Source organism: Jeotgalibacillus alimentarius (assembly GCF_000829445.1).
In the GTDB taxonomy this organism is placed as follows: domain Bacteria; phylum Bacillota; class Bacilli; order Bacillales; family Jeotgalibacillaceae; genus Jeotgalibacillus; species Jeotgalibacillus alimentarius.
This window is the reverse complement of the sequence record NZ_JXRQ01000008.1, coordinates 146,196-172,887: the sequence shown is the minus strand read 5'-3', so window position 1 is coordinate 172,887 and position 26,692 is coordinate 146,196. Positions and strand designations below refer to the sequence as shown.

At 43.8% G+C, this 26,692-nt stretch carries 26 protein-coding genes, 1 other RNA gene and 1 other annotated feature; of the genes, 4 read left to right on the top strand and 23 right to left on the bottom strand.

The window, feature by feature from the left end:
• Positions 1-37 precede the first annotated feature (37 nt).
• From ssrS to hisS, 3 genes are all read right to left on the bottom strand, one after another.
• Positions 38-226: non-coding RNA, 6S RNA (ssrS, locus tag KP77_RS17745), on the bottom strand.
• A 57-nt stretch (positions 227-283) separates the two neighbouring features.
• Positions 284-2,059 carry an aspartate--tRNA ligase gene (gene aspS, locus KP77_RS01925; RefSeq protein WP_041121039.1) on the bottom strand — a complete coding sequence of 592 codons (1,776 nt, stop codon included), beginning with the start codon at positions 2,057-2,059 and terminating at the stop codon, positions 284-286.
• A gap of 12 nt (positions 2,060-2,071) precedes the next feature.
• Positions 2,072-3,337, bottom strand: coding sequence for a histidine--tRNA ligase (hisS, locus tag KP77_RS01920; RefSeq protein WP_041121038.1), 1,266 nt, complete (start codon positions 3,335-3,337; stop codon positions 2,072-2,074).
• 82 nt (positions 3,338-3,419) lie between these two features.
• Positions 3,420-3,637, bottom strand: a binding site (T-box leader).
• Positions 3,638-3,858: 221 nt separating this feature from the next.
• On the opposite strand from hisS, the gene KP77_RS17450 reads away from it, so the two are divergent.
• A complete protein-coding gene (locus tag KP77_RS17450; protein ID WP_052473907.1) occupies positions 3,859-5,394 on the top strand; it encodes an N-acetylmuramoyl-L-alanine amidase in 1,536 nt (511 codons plus the stop codon).
• Between the two features lie 38 nt (positions 5,395-5,432).
• Here KP77_RS17450 and dtd read toward each other — a convergent pair whose 3' ends face one another.
• From dtd to KP77_RS01880, 7 genes are all read right to left on the bottom strand, one after another.
• Positions 5,433-5,870, bottom strand: coding sequence for a D-aminoacyl-tRNA deacylase (gene dtd, locus KP77_RS01910; RefSeq protein WP_041121037.1), 438 nt, complete (start codon positions 5,868-5,870; stop codon positions 5,433-5,435).
• 18 nt (positions 5,871-5,888) lie between these two features.
• Positions 5,889-8,081, bottom strand: coding sequence for a RelA/SpoT family protein (locus KP77_RS01905; RefSeq protein WP_041121036.1), 2,193 nt, complete (start codon positions 8,079-8,081; stop codon positions 5,889-5,891).
• A 157-nt stretch (positions 8,082-8,238) separates the two neighbouring features.
• Entirely contained in the window at positions 8,239-8,751 is a 513-nt protein-coding gene (locus tag KP77_RS01900; RefSeq protein WP_041121035.1) for an adenine phosphoribosyltransferase, read from the bottom strand.
• The gene (recJ, locus tag KP77_RS01895) at positions 8,742-11,093 is read right to left on the bottom strand and encodes a single-stranded-DNA-specific exonuclease RecJ (RefSeq protein ID WP_041121034.1); all 2,352 of its coding nucleotides are present in this window, start codon (positions 11,091-11,093) and stop codon (positions 8,742-8,744) included. Before recJ ends, KP77_RS01900 begins: the two co-directional genes overlap by 10 nt.
• 76 nt (positions 11,094-11,169) lie before the next feature.
• Positions 11,170-11,520, bottom strand: coding sequence for a LapA family protein (locus KP77_RS01890; protein ID WP_084218551.1), 351 nt, complete (start codon positions 11,518-11,520; stop codon positions 11,170-11,172).
• Positions 11,521-11,634: 114 nt separating this feature from the next.
• Complete coding sequence (gene secDF / locus KP77_RS01885; protein ID WP_041121033.1) at positions 11,635-13,905, bottom strand: protein translocase subunit SecDF; 2,271 nt, start codon at positions 13,903-13,905, stop codon at positions 11,635-11,637.
• Positions 13,906-14,066: 161 nt separating this feature from the next.
• Positions 14,067-14,387 carry a post-transcriptional regulator gene (locus KP77_RS01880; protein ID WP_041121032.1) on the bottom strand — a complete coding sequence of 107 codons (321 nt, stop codon included), beginning with the start codon at positions 14,385-14,387 and terminating at the stop codon, positions 14,067-14,069.
• A 99-nt stretch (positions 14,388-14,486) separates the two neighbouring features.
• On the opposite strand from KP77_RS01880, the gene spoVB reads away from it, so the two are divergent.
• The gene (gene spoVB, locus KP77_RS01875) at positions 14,487-15,986 is read left to right on the top strand and encodes a stage V sporulation protein B (protein WP_041121031.1); all 1,500 of its coding nucleotides are present in this window, start codon (positions 14,487-14,489) and stop codon (positions 15,984-15,986) included.
• On the opposite strand, the gene KP77_RS01870 is transcribed toward spoVB, so the two are convergent.
• On the bottom strand, positions 15,973-16,611 hold the full coding sequence (locus tag KP77_RS01870) for a DUF421 domain-containing protein (RefSeq protein WP_041121030.1): 639 nt from the start codon (positions 16,609-16,611) through the stop codon (positions 15,973-15,975). The genes spoVB and KP77_RS01870 overlap by 14 nt on opposite strands.
• Before the next feature lie 79 nt (positions 16,612-16,690).
• On the opposite strand from KP77_RS01870, the gene KP77_RS01865 reads away from it, so the two are divergent.
• The gene (locus KP77_RS01865) at positions 16,691-17,065 is read left to right on the top strand and encodes a TIGR04086 family membrane protein (RefSeq protein ID WP_041121029.1); all 375 of its coding nucleotides are present in this window, start codon (positions 16,691-16,693) and stop codon (positions 17,063-17,065) included.
• 33 nt (positions 17,066-17,098) lie between these two features.
• Here the strand turns inward: KP77_RS01865 and yajC are convergent, their stop codons facing one another.
• The 8 genes from yajC to safA all read right to left on the bottom strand — a co-directional run bounded on the left by yajC (position 17,099) and on the right by safA (position 22,577).
• Positions 17,099-17,371 carry a preprotein translocase subunit YajC gene (yajC, locus tag KP77_RS01860; RefSeq protein ID WP_041121028.1) on the bottom strand — a complete coding sequence of 91 codons (273 nt, stop codon included), beginning with the start codon at positions 17,369-17,371 and terminating at the stop codon, positions 17,099-17,101.
• A 33-nt stretch (positions 17,372-17,404) separates the two neighbouring features.
• Positions 17,405-18,544, bottom strand: coding sequence for a tRNA guanosine(34) transglycosylase Tgt (gene tgt / locus KP77_RS01855; RefSeq protein WP_041121027.1), 1,140 nt, complete (start codon positions 18,542-18,544; stop codon positions 17,405-17,407).
• Between the two features lie 15 nt (positions 18,545-18,559).
• Positions 18,560-19,585, bottom strand: a complete 1,026-nt coding sequence (gene queA / locus KP77_RS01850) for a tRNA preQ1(34) S-adenosylmethionine ribosyltransferase-isomerase QueA (protein WP_041121026.1) — start codon at positions 19,583-19,585, stop codon at positions 18,560-18,562.
• 14 nt (positions 19,586-19,599) lie between these two features.
• The gene (locus KP77_RS01845; RefSeq protein ID WP_041121025.1) at positions 19,600-19,803 is read right to left on the bottom strand and encodes a DUF2905 domain-containing protein; all 204 of its coding nucleotides are present in this window, start codon (positions 19,801-19,803) and stop codon (positions 19,600-19,602) included.
• Positions 19,800-20,798: a Holliday junction branch migration DNA helicase RuvB gene (gene ruvB, locus KP77_RS01840; protein ID WP_041121024.1), complete on the bottom strand. Its 999-nt coding sequence runs from the start codon at positions 20,796-20,798 to the stop codon at positions 19,800-19,802. Before ruvB ends, KP77_RS01845 begins: the two co-directional genes overlap by 4 nt.
• Positions 20,799-20,809: 11 nt before the next feature.
• Positions 20,810-21,421, bottom strand: a complete 612-nt coding sequence (ruvA, locus tag KP77_RS01835) for a Holliday junction branch migration protein RuvA (protein ID WP_041121023.1) — start codon at positions 21,419-21,421, stop codon at positions 20,810-20,812.
• 175 nt (positions 21,422-21,596) lie between these two features.
• Complete coding sequence (locus tag KP77_RS01830) at positions 21,597-21,878, bottom strand: BofC N-terminal domain-containing protein (RefSeq protein WP_052473906.1); 282 nt, start codon at positions 21,876-21,878, stop codon at positions 21,597-21,599.
• Between the two features lie 63 nt (positions 21,879-21,941).
• Positions 21,942-22,577 (bottom strand): SafA/ExsA family spore coat assembly protein, encoded by a 636-nt coding sequence (gene safA / locus KP77_RS17445; protein ID WP_052473905.1) that lies wholly within the window; start codon positions 22,575-22,577, stop codon positions 21,942-21,944.
• Positions 22,578-22,671: 94 nt separating this feature from the next.
• On the opposite strand from safA, the gene KP77_RS01820 reads away from it, so the two are divergent.
• A complete protein-coding gene (locus tag KP77_RS01820; RefSeq protein WP_041121022.1) occupies positions 22,672-23,208 on the top strand; it encodes a transcription repressor NadR in 537 nt (178 codons plus the stop codon).
• A gap of 221 nt (positions 23,209-23,429) precedes the next feature.
• Here KP77_RS01820 and pheA read toward each other — a convergent pair whose 3' ends face one another.
• The 4 genes from pheA to KP77_RS17440 are packed head-to-tail and all read right to left on the bottom strand — an operon-like array spanning position 23,430 to position 26,642.
• On the bottom strand, positions 23,430-24,290 hold the full coding sequence (pheA, locus tag KP77_RS01815) for a prephenate dehydratase (protein WP_041121021.1): 861 nt from the start codon (positions 24,288-24,290) through the stop codon (positions 23,430-23,432).
• A 21-nt stretch (positions 24,291-24,311) separates the two neighbouring features.
• Complete coding sequence (locus KP77_RS01810) at positions 24,312-24,767, bottom strand: ACT domain-containing protein (RefSeq protein ID WP_041121020.1); 456 nt, start codon at positions 24,765-24,767, stop codon at positions 24,312-24,314.
• 16 nt (positions 24,768-24,783) lie between these two features.
• Positions 24,784-26,070 (bottom strand): GTPase ObgE, encoded by a 1,287-nt coding sequence (gene obgE / locus KP77_RS01805; RefSeq protein ID WP_041121019.1) that lies wholly within the window; start codon positions 26,068-26,070, stop codon positions 24,784-24,786.
• Positions 26,071-26,090: 20 nt separating this feature from the next.
• Entirely contained in the window at positions 26,091-26,642 is a 552-nt protein-coding gene (locus KP77_RS17440; protein WP_052473904.1) for a Spo0B domain-containing protein, read from the bottom strand.
• Positions 26,643-26,692 lie beyond the last annotated feature (50 nt).

Below are 26,692 nucleotides of genomic sequence, written 5' to 3'. Positions count from 1 at the left end.
GGATATTCCGCCGGACCTGTTCCGTATGTAAGATGTGGTAAATCCCAATTGTGCCGTTCGATGTAGGAATCTATCGTTTTGAACCCGCTCTCAGCAGGTGGGTGCCCTATTTTCAGCGTTATGCTTCCCCGCAAAGGGCGTGCAAGCAACTGAAAAACGTGAACTCCCGGATATTGAAGTGTTCGGTCAAAACTGATGGATATTAAAACGTACACATCAGGACTTACCTTGTGAAATCATCATAGCATACAGAAAATCAAAAAACAATTATTTAGATGAAAAATTATAGATTTTTCTGAAGATTCAGTGATAGCTTTAATTCGTTCAATTGTGCTTCACTTACTTCTCCAGGTGCATCGGTCAGCACGCAGCTTGCACTCGCTGTTTTAGGGAATGCAATCGTGTCACGAAGGTTCGTGCTGCCTGCAAGCAGCATGACAAGACGGTCCAATCCAATTGCAATTCCGCCGTGTGGAGGCGTGCCGTATTCAAATGCTTCAAGCAGGAAGCCAAACTGATCAATGGCCTCTTCTTTTGAAAAGCCTAGCACTTCGAACATTTTCTCCTGAATCTCACGCTCGAAAATACGGAGGGATCCGCCGCCAAGCTCATAACCATTCAGCACGATATCATAAGCCTGCGCTCTGACAGCACCCGGGTCTGTTTCAAGTAAAGACAGATCTTCTCTCACAGGCATTGTAAATGGATGGTGTGCTGCAAAATAGCGGCCTTCTTCTTCATCGTATTCAAGCAGTGGCCAGTCAGTTACCCACAGGAAGTTAAATGCTGATTCATCAATCAGGTCAAGATCTTTACCAAGCTTAGATCGAAGCGCGCCCAGCGCATCAGCAACAACTGATTTTTTATCAGCTACAAACAGCAGCAGATCTCCCGCTTCAGCACCTGCGGCTTCAGTTAATTGAGCCTGTTCGTCTTCATTGAAGAATTTCGCAATTGGGCCTGCGAAGCCTTCTTCAGTCACCTTCAGCCACGCAAGTCCTTTTGCTCCGTAACGTCCGGCAAATTCTCCAAGTGCGTCAATATCTTTACGTGAGTATTGATCTGCCGCCTGCTTGGCATTAATCAGCTTCACCTGACCGCCACCTGCTACAGCACCGCTGAACACTTTAAATCCAGAGTTCTCAACGATAGCAGATACATCAGTCAGCTCCATGCCAAAGCGTGTATCAGGCTTATCTGAACCAAAGCGTTCCATCGCATCAGTGTACGTCATACGAGGGATAGGCAGCTGAATTTCAAGTCCCTTTACATCCTTCATCATTTGATAAAGCATCTGCTCGTTCATCGTCATGATCTCTTCCTGACTCATAAAGCTTGTCTCAATATCAATCTGAGTAAACTCAGGCTGTCTGTCAGCACGAAGATCCTCATCGCGGAAGCAGCGCGCAATCTGATAATAGCGGTCAAATCCGCCAACCATTAACAGCTGTTTGAAAAGCTGAGGTGACTGCGGAAGGGCGTAAAATTCACCTTCATGTACCCGGCTTGGTACAAGATAGTCACGTGCACCTTCTGGCGTACTCTTTGTCAGCATTGGTGTTTCAACTTCAATGAACTGTTCGTCATCAAGGAAACGGCGGACAGACTTGGTAATGCTGTGACGCATTTTGAATGTATTTACCATTACAGGACGGCGCAGGTCAAGATAACGGTGCTTCAGGCGGATCTCTTCTGCTGTCTCCGCTTTATCTTCAATTGCAAATGGCGGTGTTTTAGCACTGCTCAGTACAGTCACTGCTTCAGCCTGTACTTCAATTGATCCTGTCGCAAGATTCGGGTTAACAGTTCCTTCCCCTCTTGCCTGTACTGTGCCTTCGATGCTTAATACATATTCACTGCGAATCGCTTCTGCAGTTTCAAGCGCCTCTTTTGATGTTTCAGGACTGAAGACAACCTGTACGATGCCTGAGCGATCACGCAGATCAACAAAGATCAATCCTCCAAGGTCACGTCTTTTCTGAACCCAGCCTTTTAAAGTAATTTTCTCTCCGATTGCGGCTTCCGGTACTTCACCGCAGTAAAATGAACGTCCAAACATGTGAATTCCTCCCTAAGCTTTCTCTATATATTTAATAATATTTTCAAATGGTACTTCTTCCTGTGAACCGCTATCCATGTTTTTCACTGATGCTTTACCTGCATTCAGCTCATCTTCACCAATAATCACCACATTAGCAGCATGGATCCGGTCAGCAGCTTTAAACTGCCCCTTCATTTTGCGGTTCAGATAATCAAGTTCAGCACTCAGACCCTTTCGTCGTGCTTCATATGTCAGTGAGACAGCTTTTTCTTTAGCCGCTTCTCCCATTGCAACAAAATAACAGTCAACTTTCTCATTAACCGGCAAAGACACACTTTCAGCTTCAAGCGCCGCCATCAGTCTTTCAATGCTGAGTGCAAAGCCGATTCCAGGAGATGCCGGTCCGCCGATTTCTTCAGTCAGCCCGTTATAGCGGCCGCCTCCGCAAAGCGTGGTAATCGCACCAAAGCCTTCAGCATCACTCATGATTTCAAAAGCGGTGTGATTATAATAATCAAGGCCGCGAACCAGATTAGGATCAAGCTCATAGCTGATACCCATTACATCCAGATAACGCTTCACTTTTTCGAAATAATCCTTAGATTCTTCATTCAGATAATCTTTCAGTGAAGGCGCACTTTCAATCAGTTCGTGTCCTCTGTCTTTCTTACAGTCAAGAATCCTGAGCGGGTTCTTATCCAGACGCACCTGACAATCAGAACAGAACTCATCAATTCTAGGACTGAAGTGTTCGATTAAGGCATTTTTGTGTGCGATCCTGCTCTCAGTGTCACCCAGGCTGTTCAGTACCAGCTTGATTTTCTTTAATCCAAGACGGCTGTAAAGTTCCATCGCGAGCGAAATGACTTCTGCATCAATCGCAGGATCGTCACTGCCGATTGCTTCTACGCCAAACTGAACGAACTGGCGAAATCTCCCTGCCTGTGGTCTTTCATAGCGGAACATTGGCCCTGTGTAAAAAAGTTTTACCGGCTGGACAGCATGACCGTGCATTTTGTGCTGAACATATGACCGCACAACGCTTGCTGTTCCTTCAGGACGAAGTGTCAGATTTCTGTCACCCCGGTCTTTAAATGTATACATCTCTTTTTGCACAATATCCGTTGTATCCCCCACGCCTCTTTCAAACAGTTCAGTATGTTCAAAAACAGGTGTCCGGATTTCCTTGTACTGATATTGCCGGCATAATTCAGCAGCTGCCTGCTCGATAAACTGCCAGTGTTCTGATACACCCGGTAAAATATCCTGTGTGCCTCTTGGTATATTAATTGTCACAATTGCTCCTCCTTCAACTCAACTCGAATCCGACGCAGCTGCTAAAATTAGACAGCAAAAAAATCCCGTCCCTTGTTCGAAAACAAGGGACGGGATTTTCCGCGGTGCCACCCTAATTGAAGCTTTAAGCTTCCACTTTAAGCAGTTAACGCATGCTGACGTTTTTCCCTACTGGTGTTTCAGGAAAAAACCTACAGAGTGTTCATTCAACAGGGCGATCTGTAAGTCTGCTTTCAGCCTCGGGCAGACTCTCTCTATGCATTCGTGATCCTGTTTACTGTTCTCTATCATCGGTATTCGTTCATATAATGTAATCAATCATAATCACCAGAACCAGTCTTGTCAAGAGGACGGTAAAAATGAATTGATATCTGTTATTGGGTACTGTTCTTTTCCGCTCCAATTAATAGGTGTACCATGAACATCAGCGGCTTTGACATAACATGCAATTCAAAATTACTAATGACGGTGGAATGGTTTTTACTATATGATGTTAGTAAGAATAAGTTGGGGTGATTTGATTGAAGCTGCTGCCGGTGATAATGTCAATTTTTTTAATAACTGCTCTGCTGCCTGAAACGCAGGTGCATGCAGAAGGAACTGTTGAATCTGCTTATGATAATACGCTGATCCGGGAAGGTCCCGGGCTGTCTTATCCTGCTGTTACTTCAGCGGATGAGGGTGACAGGTTTACAGAACTTCAGCGCGTCAGCGGATGGGTTGAAGTGTCTCTTGAAGAAGGATCAGGCTGGATTGCGGACTGGCTTTTAGTTGGAGCTGAACTTTCAACAGACACCTCTGAAGCACAAAGCTCTGCCGAAAGAGCGTCTGATTATAACAACAATGGTACGATTTTAGTAGACAGGTTGAATGTACGGGATGATTTTTCTTCTGAAGGTAATGTGATTGGCACATTGAATACAGGAGATCAGGTGACGATCAGTGATGAAAAATACGGATGGCTGAACATCACGACCGGTACTTTAACCGGATGGGTCAGCTCAGACTATGTGGAGTATAATGCTTTTTCCACAGTTGCTCCTTCTGAAACTCAGACTGACGATATACATATTACAGTAAATGGCTTACAGGTGCGTGCTGAACCTGACAGAAATGGTGAGGTCATCGGTTCTGTCAATTTATATGAATCTTTTACTGTCGAAGAACAATCTGAGGGCTGGCTGATGATTGAACTCGAGGATGGTCAGACCGGATGGATTGCAGAATGGTTTACTGAACGCGGGATTCACCCGGGTAGTGAAGGGACCGGTGATCCGGATGGACAAGTTACCATTATCTACAACGGTTCAAATATCAGACTGGAACCTTCTACCGATGCAGCTGTTCTCTACAAGGCCGGCGCGGGTGAATCACTTGAGGTTACAGGCGAATCAGGAGACTGGTATGAAGTCCTGATACCCGGTGGTGAACGTGGTTATATTGCTAACTGGATTGTGTCAGCAGAAGGCAAAACAGAGCCCGAAGAAGAGTTAAATGATGAGCCAGTTGAATCGATTTCAGATGCTACAATTGTAATCGATGCCGGGCATGGCGGACGTGACGGCGGTGCGATCGGCGCAGCAGGAACACTCGAGAAATCTCTTACGATCAGAACTGCCGAAGCACTGTATCATATGCTCTCAAGTACCGGAGCGAACGTCATTATGACCCGCGAAGATGACCGTCATGTAGACCTTCACAGCCGCGTTGCTTTATCAAGAGACCACAGAGCCGACGCATTTATCTCACTGCATTATGATGCTATTAATGACCGGAGCGTGAAAGGATTTACTACTTATTTTTACGGAGGACCGGATGAGGCACTCGCCGATTCTGTTCACAGCGGCCTTAGTGACAGTATGACGATTAAAAACCGCGGAATACATCACGGAAACTTCCTTGTGTTAAGAGATAATTCTGCTCCTTCTGTACTGATTGAATTAGGATTTATCAGCAACCCATCAGAAGAAGCATCAGTCAATAATGAGCGTTTTAGAGAGATCGCAGCAACCGGTATCTATAACGGACTGACTGACTATTTTTCTGGCGGGAATTAAAAAATCCGGGACATCTGATTGTGATGTCCCGGATTTTTTCAGCTTTCGACGATCAGTGTGACCGGACCGTCATTGACAAGCGAGACGTCCATCATCGCGCCGAATACGCCCGTTTCCACCCTGAGGCCTTTATCTTTTAATAAGTCGTTGAACTTTTCATACAGCGGCTTTGCGTGGTCAGGTTTTGCTGCGTTCATAAAGTTTGGTCTTCTGCCTTTTTTCGTATCGCCATAAAGCGTAAATTGGGAGATAGATAAAATTTCTCCTCCCTGATCGAGAACAGAATGATTCATTTTTCCGTCGCTATCTTCAAAAATACGCAGATTGGCAATTTTCTCAGCAACATACTCGCAGTCAGATTCATGATCGTTCTGACTGATGCCGACTAAAAGCACCAGCCCGCTGCTGATTTCTCCTTCAACTTGACCTTCTACCGTTACTCTTGCTTCTTTGCTTCGCTGAACAACTACTTTCAAAGTAATGACCCCCCCTGGCTAATTTACAATTCTCTGCACAGCATAAATGTCAGGAATCTGTTTTATCCGGTCAACAACTCTTTGCAGGTGAGTCACATTCTGAATCATAATAGACATATTGATCGTTGCCATTTTATTGCGGTCGCTTTTACCGCTGACAGCTGAGATATTTGTTTTTGTCTCATTTACTGCCTGCAGCACTTCATTCAGCAGACCTCTTCTGTCATAACCGGAAATTTCTATATCAACGTTATACTCTTTCTTGTTTTCAGTTGTGCCTTCCCACTCAACCGGTATGAGTCTGGCTTCAGAATCACCCTGTATATTAGGGCAATCGCTTCTGTGAACAGATACACCGCGTCCTCTTGTAATAAAACCGATAATCTCATCACCCGGTACAGGACTGCAGCATTTAGATAATCTGACTAATAAATTATCAATGCCTTTGACAGTGACACCTGCATCCTTTTTCTTTTTAACAGAAGGCGGTTTAATGTCAGCCATTGCTTTTTCAAGCGTATCTTCTTCATCACGAAGCTTTCTCAGTCTGTCTGTCAGACGGTTTGCGATCTGTGCACCTGTGATGCCGCCGTAACCGACTGCTGCGTATAAATCATCCTCACTTGAGAAGTTATACTTTTCATACACACGCTTCATGTTTTCTTCAGTCAGAACCTCTTTCGGAGAAAAATCAAGCGCACGGATCTCTCTGTCTACAGACTCCCTGCCCTTATCAACATTTTCATCCCGTCTCTGCTTTTTGAAAAATGCTTTAATCTTATTTTTCGCCTGAGATGTCTGAGCAAGCTTCAGCCAGTCCTGACTTGGACCATAAGAGTGCTTAGATGTCATAATTTCTATAATATCACCTGTTTTAAGCGGTGAGTCGAGCGGTACCATTTTTCCGTTCACCTTTGCACCGATCGTTTTGTTCCCGATCTCAGAGTGAACGCGATAAGCAAAATCAATCGGCACTGAACCTGCAGGCAGCTCCATCACATCACCTTTAGGCGTAAAAACATAGACCATATCAGAAAACAGATCAAACTTAAGTGCATCCATGAATTCTTCAGCATCTGAAGAATCCTGCTGGAACTCAAGAATTTCCCTGAACCATGTCAGCTTTTTTTCAATTGTCTGTTTGCTGTCTTCGTTAATGACTGTACCTTCTTTGTATGCCCAGTGTGCCGCCACACCGTATTCAGCAATACGATGCATGTCAGCAGTTCTGATCTGGACTTCAAGCGGATCCCCTTTTGGCCCGATAACAGTTGTGTGGAGAGACTGGTACATATTCGGTTTTGGCATGGCAATATAGTCTTTGAATCTGCCGGGCATCGGTTTCCAGCACGTATGAATAATGCCTAGCACTGCATAGCAATCTTTAATACTGTCCACGATAACGCGCACAGCAAGCAAGTCATAGATCTCATTGAACTGTTTATTCTGAACAGCCATTTTTTTATAAATTGAATAGATATGCTTTGGTCTGCCGACAATATCTACATCGATCCCAACATCTTTTACCTGCTGCTGTATTTCAGTAATAACCTCATCGACATACTCTTCACGTTCATTACGCTTTTTTTTCATCAGATTAACGATCCGGTAGTATTGCTGCGGATTCAGGTACCTGAGTGATGTATCTTCAAGCTCCCACTTAATAGTGGAGATACCGAGTCTGTGTGCGAGTGGAGCGAAAATCTCCAGCGTTTCATTTGAAATCCGGATTTGTTTTTCTACCGGCATATGCTTCAGCGTTCTCATATTATGAAGGCGGTCAGCAAGCTTGATCAGGATTACTCTGATATCCTGCGCCATCGCGATAAACATTTTACGATGGTTTTCAGCCTGCTGCTCTTCCTTGGATTTATATTTAATTTTACCGAGCTTCGTGACGCCGTCCACCAGCATGGCAACTTCTTCATTGAACTTTTCTGTCAAATCTTCATAAGTAAAAATTGTATCTTCAATTACATCATGAAGAAACCCTGCTGCAACGGTTGACGGGTCCATTTGAAGTTCAGCCAGAATGCCTGCAACCTGGACAGGGTGGATGATATAAGGCTCACCTGATTTTCGGAACTGTTCTTTATGAGCTTCTTCAGCCAGCTGGTAAGCTTTCTTCACAAACTCCACCTGACTTTTATTCATATAACTTGCGGTAATCCCGAACACTTCTTCAACGGTAAGCACCCGATCATTTGCCATACGATTTATCACCTTTATCATGTTTAGTAGTTTTGAGTATTGTTTCTATTATTAATAAAAAATCAATTTATGTAAAGCCATTAGCGATAATTCATCCAATCAGAAAGAAATATATGAAAAAGAGCCCTGTATCAAGGACTCTTTAAGCAATTATACATTAAAATTCCATCAGGCGCAGCATGTCATATCCGTTCAGCTTCTCACGGCCGTCTAAATATGAAAGTTCGATCAGGAATGCACATCCTGCTACAACGCCGCCAAGCTCTTCTACAAGCTTGATTGTCGCTTCAATTGTACCGCCTGTAGCAAGCAGGTCATCAGTAATCAGTACGCGCTGTCCCGGCTTAATTGCATCTTTATGAATCGTCAGAACATCTTTACCATATTCTAATCCATAATCAACTTTAACCGTTTCACGCGGAAGCTTTCCTTCTTTTCTTACTGGAGCGAATCCTACTTTCAGTGCATAAGCAACCGGACAGCCGATAATAAATCCGCGCGCCTCAGGTCCCACGACCAGGTCAATGTGCTTTTCCTTAGCGTATTCTACAATCTGATCTGTAGCGTAGCTGTAAGCTTCACCGTTATCCATTAATGTCGTGATATCCTTGAACCGCACGCCTTCTTTCGGCCAGTCTTCTACAATTGTCACGTATTGCTTTAAATCCATACCTTTTCCTCCTCAGGTTGCGCCCAACCGGAACGCTGTTCAAACCATTTTTTCAATTCATGAAATGATGAATATAATAATTCCTGCTCAAGCTCAGCAAGACGCTTTTTCGCTTCATAAGCAGGGGACTCTGACAGGTCACGTTTCTGTAATTGCTCGTTAAGCGAAATGAATCCATCGTTTATTGTAACAAAATCAAGCTCAAAAAACACCTTTGTCATAAAATTAATTGTGTCTAATGACCAACCTTTATGAGAGGCAAGTGCCTGTCCATGCTGTGCCATGTGAAATGTTTTTCTTTTTTTCAAAAAAGCAAAGAACCATGCAAAATCCTCCCGCTTGGGGGTTGAACTGAAAAATTGAGGATCTTCGATATAAAAATGAGCGTAAATTCTTGATGGTGCTGAATCCTGCAGTAGCGCTTCAAGCAGATTTGCATCCTCAGGAAGGTCCAGCAGCACAACAGATCTCCCATCAGTATTTAACTCATTTGCTTCCTCTATTGTGTTGATCAGTTTTACATCATGTCCACTCAGTACCTGATTAAACCGTTCAAACGCTTTCTCCTGATAAGCGATCACAATCGAATCTGACGGGATGGTAGGCGCCCATCTTGTCGGCTGCGCAATACCTCGAATATCAAACAGCTGCCATTCATTAACTCTGATATCCCGCACAAACAGCTGCGGCTTTTTCATATTATTCCATTCATTGATCGAAAGCTCCCCGATTAAATCAAGCTTGGCGATCGGTGAAATCTGATCTGCTATTTCACCCATTCCAAACGCAATCGCATCAAGCGTCTGGTCCCCATGTTTCACTGACAGCTTCAGGTGATTTTGTCCTGCACCGATTTTTCTGATCGACGCAATATCTGTCTGCTCAATCAGCACTTTAGGTTTAGGATTTTTCATACCAAACGGCGCAAGCATTTGAAGCTGCATAATGGCATCCAGATCAATCTCTTCGATTGACGCCTTCACATCAATTCCCGTCACCGGAATAAAGTCTTCATCTTTCATCTGTTCAGCCTGCTGATTCAGGTTCGCTCTTAATTCATCAATGTCATCAATTTGAAGCGTCATACCTGCGGCCATTGGGTGCCCGCCAAAATGTGGAAGTATCGCACGGTTTTCTGATAGTTCTTTGAACATATTAAACCCTTCAATACTTCTCGCAGATCCTTTTGCAGTGCCTTTTTCCGGATCTTCACACAGAATAATGACCGGTCTGTAGAACTTTTCAACAAGCTTTGACGCCACAATACCGACGACACCCGGATTCCAGCCGGTCTTTGAGATGATCAGCACACGGTCATCTTTATATTGCGATTCTGCAATTTCCATTGCTTCTTTTGCAATATCTGCAACAATTGCCTGACGCTCTTTATTCATCGCATCGATTTCAATAGCAAGACCTTCAGCCGCCTGCGAGTCATCTGTCATAAGCAGGTCAACCGCCGGAGCAGCATCAGAAAGTCTACCTACTGCATTTATGCGGGGACCAATTGCAAAGCCCACAGTCTCTTCATCCGCTTCACTGAGTGTAGCGCCTGACTTTTTAAGCAGCGCGTGAAGTCCTTTACGTTCAGTTGCACGCAGCTGTTTCAGTCCTTTTTGAACGAGCAGACGGTTTTCACCAGTCAATGGCACCAGGTCGGCGATCGTCCCGATTGCTACAAGGTCCAGCAGTTCTTCAGGAACGTCCTTTAAAAGAGCATGCGCAAGTTTGAATGCCACCCCTACACCAGCAAGTTCTCTGAAAGGATAAGTTCCGTCCTTCAGGTTAGGGTGAATAATGGCGTATGCATCGGGAAGTTCCGGCCCGGCTTCATGGTGGTCAGTTATTATCAGATCTATTCCAAGGTCCTTGAGTAATCCAGCTTCACTGACACCTGAAATACCATTATCGACTGTGATGATCAGACTGTACCCTTTCTCAGCAGCTTTTTGGAAAGCTTCTTTATTCGGGCCATAGCCTTCAGTAAAACGGTTCGGTATATAAAAATCAGGTTCTGCACCCATTGCCTGAAGTGCACTCAGCATCACTGATGTACTTGTAACTCCGTCAGCATCATAATCACCGTAAATCAGAATAGATTCACGGTTATTTACTGCACGATTAATCCGCTCGACAGCTTTTTTCATATCGTTGAAAAGAAATGGATCGTGGAATTCCTTTTTACCAGTATGTAAAAAATCAGCTGCTTCTTCAGCACTGGTCATACCTCTTTGTACGAGTAATTTTGCAATAAAAAGCGGAATGTTAAGTTCAGCTGCAAGCTTTTCATTTTCAGCCGCGCTGCTTTCCCTAACATTCCATCTTGTTTTAGACGTTAACATAGTTTCACCTCTTCAGATGTCTTCATTATACATGAGCATGTGTCATGATTCAATGAACCAAAAAGGTGACAATGAATTATTCAGCTGCAGAATCACCTGCTGAATCAGGTGCAGTTTTACGGTATTCCTGCCTGCTTGGAAGTTCACCAGCATTGGCTTTCTGAGCTTCAGTCAGCTGCTCATTTAACTGCTTATTTTCCGCTTCAAGATGCTTTACTTTTCTTTGGGCGATAAATAACCTGAACAAACCGACAGACCCCATAATGATACCACCCATTAATACTGAGCCTAGGATGACAAGAATCAGTGGCAGCTGTGCTTCTGAGAATCCGAAATTCACTGTTACAGGATCAACGTTGATCACAGCAAAAATCGCAACAATAAGTGCAAAAACAATTCCTAAAATTAAAGTCCATTGAAATTTCACCTGTGTGACCTCCTTTTTTAATGGCTTTACCCTTTTTAAGGAGGGTTTACTCCTACGGTTGCACCTCCAGCTATATAAAAAACCGGGACAGAATTAACTGTCCCGGTTCTCACATTATACGACTGGTTCGTCAGTCCATTCTTTTTTCTCTTTATACGTAATCAGTACGCCTTTCTTTTTCAGCTGGCGTTTTTTCAGCACATACCACAGTTGTGCTGCGATGAATACTGATGAGTACGTACCCGCGATCAGACCGACCAGCAAGGCAATTGAGAAGTTCAGGATAGAAGTTGCACCGAATACAATCAGCGCCACTACTACAAATACTACGGTCAGAACCGTGTTCACTGAACGGCCGAGCGTTTGTCTGAGTGACTTATTGACAATCAGCGCAAGCTCCTCTTTTTTCTCAATACGCTTCATCTTACGCATGTTTTCCCTTATCCGGTCAAAGGTAACGATGGTATCGTTGATCGAGTAACCGATAACAGTCAACACGGCTGCGATGAAAGTAATATCCACTTCAAGTCTTGTGAGACTGAAGATCGCAATAATAAAGAATGCATCATGGACCAGCGCTACGATTGAAGCAGCTGCCATCTGCCACTCAAAACGGAGTGTTACGTACAGAATAATACCAAGTGATGCGATTGCTACAGCCTTCATAGCATTTTGAGCCAGCTCTTCACCAATCACAGGGTTAACTGTAGAAATATTAGGATCAGATCCATATTCCTCAGTAAAGTAATTTCTCAGATCAGCAATTTCTTCCTGGCTGAGTTCTTCAGAAAATCTTGCTACTCCTATCTCCTGATTGTTACCTGAAATCACGACATTGGAAGCTTCATATCCTGCAGCTTCGATATCCTCTGCAAAAGATTCATTTGTCAGAGGTGTTTCTGACAATACTTCCATACGTGAACCTTCTGTAAACTCAATACCAAGATTCAACCTGAATGCGAGCAATACAGCAAGTCCGGCAACAAGTAGAACGGCCGAAAGGATAAAGAATTTCTTCCGGATTTTCACAAAGTCAAAGCGGTCAAACTTTGTTGGAAGATCAAGAGAATCAGGCTCTTCCTCTTCATTATATTCAAGGATTTCGGATTTTTTTACACCAAACCAGCCTTTACGCTGATCAAGGAATTTACTTCTCACCCACAGGCTCATAAAGAGTCTTGTACCAAATACTGCTGTAATGAAACTTGTCACAATACTGATTAAGAGCATCGTCGCAAAGCCTTTTACAGAACTAGTACCAAAAGTAAATAGTACAATTCCTGCAAGCATAGTCGTCACGTTCGCATCCACAATCGTCAGCAGTGATGAACTGCTTCCTTTTTTCCAGGCTTCACGAACCGACCTGCCGACTCTTAATTCTTCTTTCATCCGCTCATATGTGATGATATTAGCATCAATCGCCATACCAACACCCAGGATAAGTGCTGCAATACCAGGGAGTGTCAGCACCCCATTCAGCCAGTCAAAAATCAGCAGAATCAAATAAATATATACTGAAAGTGTGACTACTCCGATGAATCCAGGGAAGCGGTAGTATGCAATCATAAACAGGAAGATCAGCGCAACACCGACAATCCCTGCTAAAATTGTCTGTTCCATTGCCATCAGACCAAATGACGCACCTACTGAAGTTGAGTAAACCTCTTCAAGTTCAACCGGCAGTGAACCGGCACTTAGCAGGTCAGCAAGGTTGTTGGCTTCTTCAAGTGTGAAGTTACCTGTAATGGTTACTGTATCTGTATTCAGCACCTGACTCACATTCGGCGCTGAAATAAATTTCGGATCTTCTTTTGTTACTTCCTCTGCGTATGAATCTCCTTCTTCATAATCCAGCCAGATCACCAGCTGATTCTGTGGAGCCATCGCAAGAATTTCCTCAGTAATCTGTCCGAACTGATCTGCGTCCTTCAGTTGAACCTGAACAATTGGCGCATTGGTATCAGGGTCAAACGTTTGTGTAGCGCCACCCTCTACCAGGTCTGCCCCTGTCATTTTTATCTCATCGTTGACATCACGGAATGTCAGATTGGCTTCAGTTGAAAGAATCTCTCTTGCCTGATTCTGATCTTCAACCCCTGCAAGCTGAACACGGATTCTGTTCCCGTCTTCAACCTGAATGACAGGCTCACTTACACCGAGTACGTTCACACGGCGGTCAAGTGCTTCAGCTGTATCCGAGACAACATCCGGTGTGATCTTCTGACCTTCTTCAGCCGGTTTTACTTCGTATAGCACTTCAAATCCACCCTGAAGGTCCAGACCAAGTTTGATGTTATTTAAAATCGAATTGGATGTCAGTCCAATCGTGCCGCCTATTAGTATGACTAATAGAAAAAATGCGACAATCCTGCTGCGTTTAATCATTATGTAAAAATCCTCCTCATATATATAGTTTCAAGATGGCAGAAACTATATATGAACTTCCCGTGTGTTGTAACAGGTCTGTAATTGTACTGAAATTTCAGCAACAGACTTATTATGTATTACTTCCCTATTGGTGTCAACGCACCCTCTGATATTGTCAGTTAATGTTCATCATTCGGGTTTCCATGGAGCAGCAGATTTAATTCTTCATCTTCCAAACCTGTTCTGCCTGCTGTCTGCTTATACTCTTCATTGGTCATAAAGTTCATATAGTCTCCTGCTTTGACCTGAAGGATTTCCTGGACAACTTTGTGAAGCCTGAAGCTTTCTGTTTCTCTTTTCCATTTTTTCTGTGTCAGGTAACGCCAGATGTTTTCAGGTGTGGCGGTATCGTATCCATAGAGCCTGAGTTCCTGTGCTTTGCTGATCAGCGCAGGACCGATCACAGGAAAAGCTTCTTCATAACTGGTATGCTGGTTCATTCTTTTACTCCTTTCGAATTTAATGGCATAGCGATACTTTGTTCATGCATATGATTGATTGTATCTAAAATAAGTGTGTTTGAGAAGATGGAGGATCAAGTGTCTAAGCTGATTAAAGGTACTTTACTGCTGATGGCTGCTGCGTTAGTGACAAAAATTCTAGGCTTTGTACATAGGATTATACTTGCAGACCTGGCTGGGGAAGAAGGCGTAGGACTATACATGATGACTTTTCCTGCACTGGTGCTGGCTATTACGGTGACACAGATTGGACTCCCGATCGCGATTTCAAAATATGTCTCTGAAGCTACAGCCAGCCGGAATGAACGTGAGATCCGTAACATTTTATCTGTATCACTCTGGATCACTGGTACTTTAGCGATGATCCTTACGCCTATCCTGTTTTTTACAGCACCTTTTATTTCGACTTCTCTTTTAAATGATGAGCGAACACTTATCCCATTTATCGCTGTGCTTCCTGTCATACCAATCGCGGCTTTTTCAGCAGTTGTCCGCGGATATTTTATGGGGAGACAGCAGATGGGTGTTACTGCTGTCGGTTCGGTTCTAGAACAGGCGGTCAGAATTGTGCTGCTGATGGCAGCTGTCGGGTTTTTGAGCTCTAAAGGAGCAGCGTATGCAGCAGGCGGCGCGATGCTTGCAGCTGTTGCGGGGGAATTATGCTCACTGCTATTTTTACTGATCATGTTTAAAAGAAGAAATCAAAAAACTGCAGAAAAAGCTGACCAGTCATTTCGTTATACTGCAGGCAAACTTCTCAATATTGCACTGCCGAGCGCCGGAAGCAGATTTGCAGGTTCTGTTGCATGGTTTTTAGAACCCGTTATCGTTATGAAATGTCTTGTTTTCACCGGGATGGCTGCGACTGCTGTTACTGCAGATTACGGTTTATTGACAGGCTTTATTCTCCCTGTGCTGCTGTTACCGTCTTTTATTACAGTGTCTCTCAGTATGGCACTGGTGCCTTCAATCAGTGAAGCCAGGGCGCTGTCTCAGGAGAGTACCGTACTATACAGAATCAATCAGGCACTTCGGCTTTCAGCTGTTACTGGCACCCTGTGCTGCCTGCTGTTATTTCTTGAAGGAAAAACAATATTAGTTTTGTTATACGGATCAGATAAAGGAATTGAGTTACTCAAACTGATGTCACTGTTTTTCATCTTTTATTATTATCAGGGCCCTCTTCATGCAGTATTACAGGCTTTTGAAGCTGCAGGCAAAGCAATGATGAACAGTATCACCGGTTCTGTTATTAAACTGGCAGCAATGGCAGGTCTGATGATTTATCTGGAGAGTATTACAGGTGCAGCAATCGGACTTGTGATAGGCACAGCTGCAGTTACTTTTATGCACTTTCATACGGTCAGGAAATTGTGTCATATGCCGCTTCCCGTCGGTCAATACGGAGCAATATGCCTGGTTACAGCATGCTGCTGGCTGATACATAGCGGTATTGCAACGATGGATGCCCCGGTCAGAATTCTGGTCATCATCATCATTTATATGTTCCTGGCTTCCAGGGTTCAATTAATACAGCGTGGAGACTGGTCGTTCATTCACACGCTCAGGAGGAACTGATATACCATTCACCGTCTTCATACGTACAGAAAAAGATTGTCTTTAAGTGATCATAGCCCTGCTTTTTCATTTCACTTCTCAGCCAATTCTCATCTTTTCCTATTAAAGCAAGGTGCCTGCTCTGAATTCTTCCGTCCATAATCAGAGGGAGAGAAAGTTGTCCGGCACTGCGCTCTTTTCTCAGTACGGATAAAGTGCCTGATGGTTCGAGGATTGCAAATGAAACTTCCTGAAGATCAAATACCTCTTTCTCTCTCAATTGCTGCATCAGATCATCCATGTTGTACCGGTTTTTTCTCATTTCATTCACTACAATTTCTCCATTATGAATAAGAATAGACGGCCTTCCATCCATCAGGTCCCTGAACTTCTTCGATTTCAGTGAGAACCAGGATAAAAGAATTTGCAAAAGCATCAATAAGATCATTGGAAATACAGCTTGCATCAGGCTCAGCTCCGTGTCTTCAATTGCAAAAGCAGCCATTTCGGCAATCATCATAAAGACAATCAGGTCAAGAAGACTCAGTTCTCCAATCTCCCTTTTACCCATGACACGGAATATAACCAGAATCAGCAAATACAGGGTAACCGCCCTGAATCCAATCAGACTGTACATCTCTAACATGGGCACACCACCTTTACTCAAATAGTGTGTGCGAAAAAGTGATTTCAATTACATGAGATGATTAAGGAGGGAATTTTTTATGGTCGTGTGGAAAAAAACGGCAGGAGGGATTGCAGCAGCTGTCGTCATATTCTTTCTCATTGCCGCTGTCTATTCGGCTATTGCAGCCACGCTGCTTCATTTTACTGATCTATCTGAGCTTTCTATGGAAAAATGGCACGGAATGACCGGTGCAGCCGCAGTTTTGATCGGGAGCACGGCAGGAAGCGCCTATGCAGGTCAAAAAGGAATGTATATTGGATGTCTGACTGCTGGAATCGTGATTGCCATCTCTCTATTGTTTAATGATGCGACCTTTGAATGGTCACAGCTGATCCATTACGGACTTTTTTTAGCATGCGGGATCACAGGCGGGATTATCGGGGTGAATGTCAGAGGTCCAAAAGAAAAATAAAAAAGCTGCAGCTGCAGCTTTTTTTATTGACTATTACATTGCTGAATCTTTTTCCACTACTTCACGAACTGCATTGCGGTCATAAGTCAACCGGCTTCCATCTCCACACTTAACGACAACCTGACCTTCATCAAGTGCATCAATAATTCCGTGAAGACCGCCAATCGTGACGATTTTATCACCTTTACTTAAGCTGCTTTGCATTTCCATTACTTTTTTCTGACGCTTCTGCTGAGGACGGATTAAGAAAAGGTACATTAAACCGAACATCAGAATCAGTGGCAGTAAAGTTACGATCATATCCATAACGCTAAACTCCCCCTTTCTTTCATATATCTATTAAAAGTTTTTTGCATTCGGCTGGTTGAAACCGTACTGTTCAAAAAACTCTTCACGAAAGTCTCCCAGTCTGTCTTCTTTAATTGCCTGGCGGACATTCCCCATTAAGTTTATCAGAAAATGCAGGTTATGATAAGTCGTAAGTCTAATTCCGAACGTTTCTTCACATTTAATCAGGTGTCTGATATACGCTCTTGAATAATTCTTACAGACATGGCAATCACAGTTAGGATCAATCGGTGAAAAATCACGCGCATATTTCGCATTTTTCACAACGAGTCTTCCTTCGCTCGTCATCAGTGTACCGTTTCTTGCAATACGTGTAGGCAGTACGCAGTCGAACATATCAATACCGCGCATCGCACCGTCAATCAGTGAGTCAGGCGATCCGACGCCCATTAAATAACGCGGTTTGTCTTCTGGCAGCCACGGTGTTGTGAATTCCAGCACGCGGTTCATCACATCTTTAGGCTCACCTACTGACAGACCTCCAACCGCATAACCCGGAAAGTCCATTGAAACAAGATCTTTGGCACTCTGACGGCGCAGGTGTTCATACTCTCCACCCTGAACAATCCCAAAAAGTCCCTGGTCCTCAGGACGATTATGAGCCTGCAGGCAGCGCTCTGCCCATCTAGTCGTACGTTCAACTGAATCTTTCATATACTTTTCTTCAGCAGGATAAGGCGGACATTCATCAAAAGCCATCATGATGTCCGAACCAAGTGCATTCTGGATTTCCATCGCTTTTTCAGGGCTTAAGAACAGCTTGTCACCATTAATATGATTCCTGAAATGAACGCCTTCTTCCTGAATATTACGGAACTTACTTAGTGAAAACACCTGAAAGCCGCCTGAATCTGTTAAAATCGGACGGTCCCAGTTCATGAATTTATGCAGGCCGCCTGCTTCTTTGATAATATCGTGACCCGGACGAAGCCACAGGTGATACGTATTACTCAGGATGATCCCTGCATTTAGTTCCTTCAGATCTTCAGGAGACATTGTTTTTACCGTGGCCATTGTACCTACAGGCATAAATGTCGGTGTCTCAAATGACCCGTGCGGTGTATGGACAATCCCAAGTCTCGCTCCTGTTTGTTTACATGTTTTTATATGTTCATATCTGATTGCACTCAAAGATGTTTCCCCTCTCTATTTGATCAGCATGGCATCGCCAAAGCTGAAAAACCTGTACTTTTCCTCTACTGCTGCACGGTAAGCAGCAAGCGTGTTTTCCCTGCCTGCCATGGCACTGACAAGCATAATCAGCGTGGACTTTGGCAAATGGAAGTTTGTCAGCAGCACGTCTGACGCTTTAAATGTGTATCCCGGATAAATAAAAATATCTGTCCAGCCTGATTGAGGTTTAAAAATTCCTTTTTCATCAGCGATCGTCTCAAGTGTCCTTGTTGACGTTGTGCCGACAGTGATGATCCGTCCCCCGTTTTCACGCGTACGATTCAACAGCTCCGCATTTTCTTCAGACAGCTGATAATATTCGCTATGCATATCATGCTCTTCAATAGAATCTACTGAAACGGGTCTGAATGTACCAAGTCCTACATGCAGCGTGATAAAAGCAATGTTAACACCTCTTGATCTGATTTCATCAAGAATTTCCTCCGTAAAATGCAGACCGGCAGTCGGTGCTGCTGCTGAGCCACGTTCTTTGGCAAATACAGTCTGGTAGCGGTCTTTATCATCAAGCTTCTCCTTTATATAAGGAGGAAGCGGCATATCACCAAGCTGATCAAGCAGCTCATAAAAAATGCCATCATATTTATATTCAAGAATACGTGCACCCTGATCGCCTGTTTCAATACATTCAGCAGTCAGCAGGCCGTCTCCAAAAGTAATCACAGTACCAGGCTTTATTCTTTTAGCAGGTTTCACGAGTGTTTCCCACGTATCCCCTTCAATTTGCTTCAGTAACAGAACTTCAATGGCTGCACCTGTTTCTGTTTTTTCCCCAATCAATCTTGCCGGCAGTACTTTTGTGTCGTTAAGTACAAGGCAGTCTCCTTCATGGAGATAATCAAGTATATGGGTAAACGATTGATGCTCTACTTGTCCCGTTTCTTTATCAAGCACCATCAGTCTGCTTGATGTACGATCTTCAAGTGGAACCTGTGCGATCAGTTCCTCAGGAAGGTCAAAATCAAAATCATTAATATTCATCTGTCTGCAACTCCTTACCTGAACCTTCCGATTAAAAAGAAGATTCCTGTCAAAATTAAACTGATTAAAATTGATGTGACGATTGGAAAATAAAATGTCATGTTTTCCTTTTTAATCACAATATCACCCGGCAGCCTGCCAGCCTTTATAAACTGCAGAAGAAATCCCGCTACCAGCAATGCAGCTCCTGCAATCATCAGCATTTTCGGCAGTGTCATTCAGGCACCTCCAGATTAAAGTGTTCATACACAAGGTGTGTAGCAATTCTTCCACGCGGTGTGCGCTGCAAAAATCCGATTTGCAGGAGGTAGGGTTCATATACATCTTCTATCGTAGAAGATTCTTCCCCAATACTTGCTGCGATTGTATCAAGACCAACAGGACCGCCTCTGAAGCGTTCGATAATTCCTCTTAACAGCTTATGATCTATATGGTCAAGACCGAGCTGATCAACCTGCAGCAATTCAAGTGAAGCCTGCGCGATCGGAAGGGTAATGTCACCATTTCCTTTCACCTGTGCATAATCTCGCACTCTTCTCAGCAGGCGGTTTGCGATACGCGGTGTTCCCCTTGATCTGCGAGCGATTTCAGCAGCTCCTGAATCATCTATTTCTGTATTGAATATATCAGCTGAACGATTTACAATCTCCTGCAGCTGTTCAATGTTATAATACTCCAGTCTGCTGAGCACGCCGAACCTGTCTCTTAATGGAGCTGAGATTGCCCCTGCACGGGTCGTCGCTCCTACTAATGTAAACGGAGGCAGGTCAAGTCTTACTGATCTTGCGCTCGGACCGGTCCCAATCACAATATCGAGACAGAAATCCTCCATTGCAGGATATAAAACTTCTTCGATCGCTCTTGGCAGACGGTGAATTTCATCTATAAACAACACATCACCAGGCTCCAGTGCTGTCAGGATCGCTGCAAGATCACCTGCTCTTTCAATCGCAGGCCCTGCTGTTGTTCTGAGGTTCACACCCATTTCATTTGCGATGACGGCAGCAAGCGTCGTCTTACCAAGACCCGGGGGACCATACAGAAGAACATGGTCAAGGGTCTCCTGACGGTTTTTAGCTGCTTCAATATAGATTGATAAATTCTTTTTCACCTGATCCTGACCGATATACGTCTCTAACAGCTGAGGTCTGATCGTTTGTTCCAGTGACTCATCTTCTATATTTGCTTCCCCTGATAATATCCGCTCTTCCATCTAATCCCTCCTTACTTCAGCTTCAGCATGAGCTGAAGACCTTTTTTAATATACTGATCTGTCGTTAACGATTCTTTTTGTAATACAGGTCTGATTTTCTTCACTTCACGTTCTGAATACCCCAACGCCTGCAGTGCCATAACTGCCTCATCAAGCGCTGTATCATCCAGCCCCTTTTCTTTTGCGGGATCTGTGAAAAGGTTAGGGAAATAATCCGGAACCACATCCTGCAGCTTTCCTTTGAGGTCGAGAATAATCTGTCTGGCTGTTTTTTTCCCTACTCCAGGGAACTTTACAAGCAGTGTCTCATTCTCTTCTTCAATCGCCTGGATGACCTGTTCCGGTGCACCGGATGCAAGGATGGCAAGTGCCCCCTTAGGACCGATTCCTGAAACATTTAAAAGTTTCGTAAACAGCAGCTTCTCTTCCATAGACGGGAAGCCAAACAGTGTGAGCTGGTCTTCCCTGACGTGCTGATACGTAAATACCTGCACAGTTTCACCCTGCTTTGAAGACATCACAATAGGATTAGGCATAAAAATTTTATAGCCTAACCCGTTATGGTCAGAAACGATATACTCTGTTGAAATATATGTAATTTCACCTTTTATATATTCATACATATTGAACTCTTCCTTTCAATGCAACCTTCATTGTAACACAGTTTCAGTGGATCTAGTGTCTGACATTTTCGCCATACCGGATCTGATGTGCGGGTTGGTTATATGAAACATCTGTTCTATTTTATCATGTAGCCTGCAGGTTTTCAGCAAAAGAAAAAACAGCCGCACAGGCTGTTTACTGAACTTCTGCATATCCGCTCCATTCTAAAAGTGGAGACAGTTTTTCAGTTCTCGTTCTCAGGGTGATTTCTTCTTTGTTCATATCAATGATCTGCCAGTCATTGTATTGTGAAAAGAAGTCTTCCATTGCTTCATACGACTCTTGTCTCGTTTCAAATGATTTTTCACCATCTCCGTAGACGGTCTCTATTGATAATGTCAGTGTGAGCGCTGATGCCTGAGTGGTAAAGCATGCAGACAGTGTGAAAATGAATAAGATGAACAACGTTTTAACCATTCGACCCTCTCCTTAATTGCATGTTAAGGTTAGGGTTTGATTAATGACTATTTTTATTCATTCTTAGAATGGCCCTCTGTAAGGGTACGGCTGATGACACGGGCAGCAGCAGTGGGGCATCGGGTGACACCAGGGCTCCATCATATGATGTTCCGGAGCCGGCATCATCATTTGCGGCATTTGCTGCATCTGAGGCATTAACTGCATTTGGGGCATTTGCTGCATGTGTGGCATACAATTCATTTGCGGCATTACCTGCTGTGCTTGAGGTGCTTTTTTACAGGTGCAATATTTTTGTTCAGGTTCTTTCCACATCTTAATGGGTTCTGCTTTAGGCATTTTAGGCGGCTCTGCTATTTTTGGTGCTGTCTGCATTTTAGGTACTTCCTGCATTTTTGGCATTTCAGGCATTTTTGGTATTTCAGGCATTTTAACAGCCTTTGGCATAACCATATTTTTATAAGGCATTTCAAAATCTTCAGGCAGAAGCGGATAAGCAGGTTTATTGTTAGCATACGGGTGCATATATTCTTCTTTTTCAACTGATTTGCCGGCTGGTATTTTAATTTTCATGCCGGGCATGATCATATCAGGGTCTGCTAATTGTGTATTCACTGCCTTCAGTTCCTCAAAAGACACCTGGTAGTTTTTCGCAATTGTCCAGAGGGTATCACCTTTTTGCACAACGTGAATTTTCATCTTGCCACCTCCATCATTCATTCTATATATCCTATGAAGTAAATGGATTTATGATACAATACTTTCAGAATGATCGATGAAAGAAGGGTAATCTATGCCAAGTGACCGCCAGAAAATCGGAGAAGCGAGAAGAGAAAAAATTTTACATACACTTAGACAATCTGTTGGACCAATCACAGGACGTGCGCTTGCAGCAGAGATGAATGTGAGCAGACAGGTGATTGTCAGTGATATCAACTTACTCAAAGCTGGTAATGAGCCAATACTGGCAACGAGCCAGGGCTATTTATATATGCCTGCACAACCAGCGAGCAGAGTTTCAAGGTTGATGGTCTGCAGACATACAGCCGAACAGACAGAAGAAGAATTATTACTGATTGTCAAACACGGCGGAATTGTAAAAAATGTGATGATCGAACATCCTGTGTACGGGGAAATGACAGCTTCACTGATGCTGCATAACGCGACTGAGGTCAGACGATTTATCTATGAGCTTGCTTCTTCAGATTCGACTCTTCTTTCAGTGCTGACTGACGGGGTTCATATGCATGAGGTGGAAGCTGAACATAATGCTGTGTTAGATCGTATTGAAGAGGAATTGAAGCAGGCCGGGATTTTGTATCAGGAATAAAAGAGGCTGAGACGAATGTTTGTCTCAGCCTTTTTCTATGGTAACCGGTTCAATGCGCTGCAGGGGTCGCTTTCCGCATGGGTGCGCCGATTTATGGTGCCATACCGCCTCCTCGGCGCTTTGTGCCTATGGGGTCTCACCTGTCCGGCTTCTCCTGCTGGAGTCGCCGCCTTCCGCTCCGTTACCCTCAAATTTATTTACTATCAATCATCTTTATAATTTTATTTTGCAGGTTCAAGCAGATGTTTTTTATAGCTCCCGAGAACTTTTACGGTGCAGCCGAGTGCTTCTAGTTCTTCTATGGCACCCTGCATGAGTACCCCTCCAACCGGTTTTTCCACATCGATAATAAAAAAGTAATTGCCTAGACCTGTTTTAAGGGGTCTTGATTCAATTTTACTCAGGCTGAGCTGACGCCATGAGAAAGCAGATAATACCTGGTGAAGTGCACCGGCCCTGTCATCTGATGGCAGTGTGATCATCAGAGTGGATTTCTCAGCGTCACGTTCAAACGGCAATAGTTCTGACTCTTTCTCACTCGTTAACACGACGAATCTAGTATGGTTAAAATGAAAATCATGAATATTTTTCTCGACTACAGTTAAACCATATGTATCAGCAGCTAGCGCATTACCGATTGCAGCGATGTTTTCTTCCGGATGCTCACTCGTATATTTTGCCGCAGCAGAAGTTGAAGTTGAAGGTTCAAGCGTCACTCCTCTGAAGCGGTAGTATAAATATTTGTGGCACTGTGCAAGCGCATGGGAATGAGACATAATTTTCTTCACATCCTGAAAGCGTGCAGCGTTATCCGGATGGACCATGAGATGCTGCTCAATCGGTGAAATTAATTCGGCCGTGATGTGAAGATCTACATCATGAAATAAATAATCAATGGTAATAGGTACAGAACCTTCAAGTGCATTCTCCAAGGGAACAACTGCACGCTCCACTTTGTTTTCAGCGAGCGCTTCCAGACAATCAGGAATGGTCGGAAAGGCAATATATTCTTCATTATTAAATATACTTTTCACCGCATGATGGGTGAAGGAAGCTTCCGGTCCCAGATAACCGATTTTCATTTACTCACCTTCTTTATTTAATCAGGCACCAGAGCCCAGTACTTCGACTTTTTCAACAAATTCAAGCTTTTTAAATCTGTTCAGCATTTCATCAAGCGGGACATTCATATCTGTCACATTCAATGATAACGTGACATTAGCCCGTCCCTGTAATGGGATCGTCTGGTGAATCGTCAGGATATTGCCTCCACAGGAAGCCACCAGCCCAAGCAGCTGGGATAAGGTGCCTGAGCGGTCTTCGAGGTGGAAAAAGAGTGTGATGATCTTTTCTTTCACAACTGTATGAAATGGGAAGACAGTATCTCTGTATTTGTAAAATGCACTGCGGCTTAAGTCAACGGAACGCACAGCTTCCCAGACTGATCCTGCATGTCCTCTTTCAAGCAGCTGCTTCGCATCAAGCGTTTTCTGCATCGCTTCAGGAAGCACATCTTCTCTTACCAGATAGAATTTCTCATTTAGATCCTTTTTTGGCACCTTATACCCTCCCGCTTTACTCTACGAAATCAAATTCAAATTCAATAATCTTAACAGTATCACCATTTTTCGCACCTTTTTGACGAAGTGCCTCATCAATACCCATTGCACGCATTTGACGCGCAAAACGTCTAATTGATTCTTCACGGCTGAAGTCAGTCATCTTGAATAGTCTTTCAAGTGAATCTCCCGTGATCACAAAGCTGCCGTCCGGATCACGTGTGATCTCGAACTTCTCTGCTTCTTCATGCTTATAAAGTACACGGTTAACCGTTTCATCTTTTTCAGCTTCATTCAGCGGGAATTCAGGTGTTGATTCCACAAGATCCGCAACTGTATAAAGCAGTTCCTTCAGACCCTGTCTCGAAATAGCAGATACAGGGAATACCTGTACGTCGTCTCCAACCTGCTCTTTAAACTTCTTCAGATTCTCTTCTGAATCAGGCATATCCATCTTATTTGCGACAACGACCTGAGGACGCTCTGTTAGACGCAGATTGTATTCCTTCAGTTCATTATTAATTGTGAGGTAATCCTCATAAGGATCACGGCCTTCAAGTGCAGACATGTCCACAACGTGTACAATAACACGCGTACGTTCAATGTGTCTCAGGAACTGATGGCCAAGCCCTACTCCTTCATGAGCACCTTCAATCAGTCCCGGAAGGTCAGCCATAACAAATGTTCTGTTATCTTCCGTTTCAACCATTCCAAGATTAGGAGCGATCGTTGTGAAGTGATATTCAGCGATCTTTGGTTTTGCAGCTGATACAACTGAAAGGAGCGTTGATTTCCCTACACTCGGGAATCCGACAAGACCTACATCAGCAAGCAGTTTTAATTCCATAATAATATTCTTTTCCTGACCCGGCTCCCCTTTTTCAGAAAGCTCCGGTGCAGGGTTTGCAGGGGTAGCAAAGCGTGAATTTCCTCTGCCTCCGCGTCCGCCTTTAGCGATTACTGCCTGCTGACCATGTTCAGTCAGATCGGCAATAATTTCACCTGTTGCTTCATCTTTCACAACTGTGCCAGGCGGTACTTTTACGATCATATCTGAGGCGCCGCGGCCGTGCTGGTTTTTTGACATACCATTTTCGCCTTTAGATGCTTTAAAGTGACGCTGGTAGCGGAAATCCATCAGCGTTCTTAATCCTTCTTCAACCAGGAAAATAACATTGGCACCCTGACCGCCGTCTCCGCCAGCAGGTCCGCCTTTTGGTACATATTTTTCTCTGCGGAAAGCGACCATACCATCTCCGCCATCTCCGCCTTTTACATATATCTTGACCTGATCTACAAACATAATTGTGGATCCTCCTATTGTTAAACTTTCACCCTTGGTACAGGATAATCAAATGTCAGCTTTATTGAAAAGGATGCGCTTGATTCACAAGTCCATTCAACATGAGCTTCTTTTGGTTCCTGTATAATATCTTCCGGAGATGACTGGAGAGGCTCTCCCTCATATTCAACAACAATTGAAAAGCTTTCATCATGCTGCTCAAATAAAAAGTACAGCTCCTGATCTGATGGTGTATTCAATGCTTTATCCACCACAGCAGCAGTTTTTCTTGCCCAATTAAGGAGCAGTGAATCATATGCTTCCGGAATTTTCATACGTTCTGTAAACTCATAACCGAGCTTTAATGGCCCGGGGCGATACCAGTTATAAGTCAGCAGCCATTCAGAGAAACTTGGTGTGCCGAGTGAAGTAAGCAATGCTTCCTGTCTCGACTCAATCACCATTTCATCAATCATCTGTGCTGCTCGTTCTATATTAGACAGCTCCAGGTTGCCTTTGATCATCTGCAGTTTGTTCATCCAGTCATGTCTGCAGTGCTGCAGCAATTCGAGCTTCAGTTTTGATTCTATCATTGGCCTCCTCCTAAAGAGTTTCACTTACCCTCTAGTATAGCAAAGAGCGC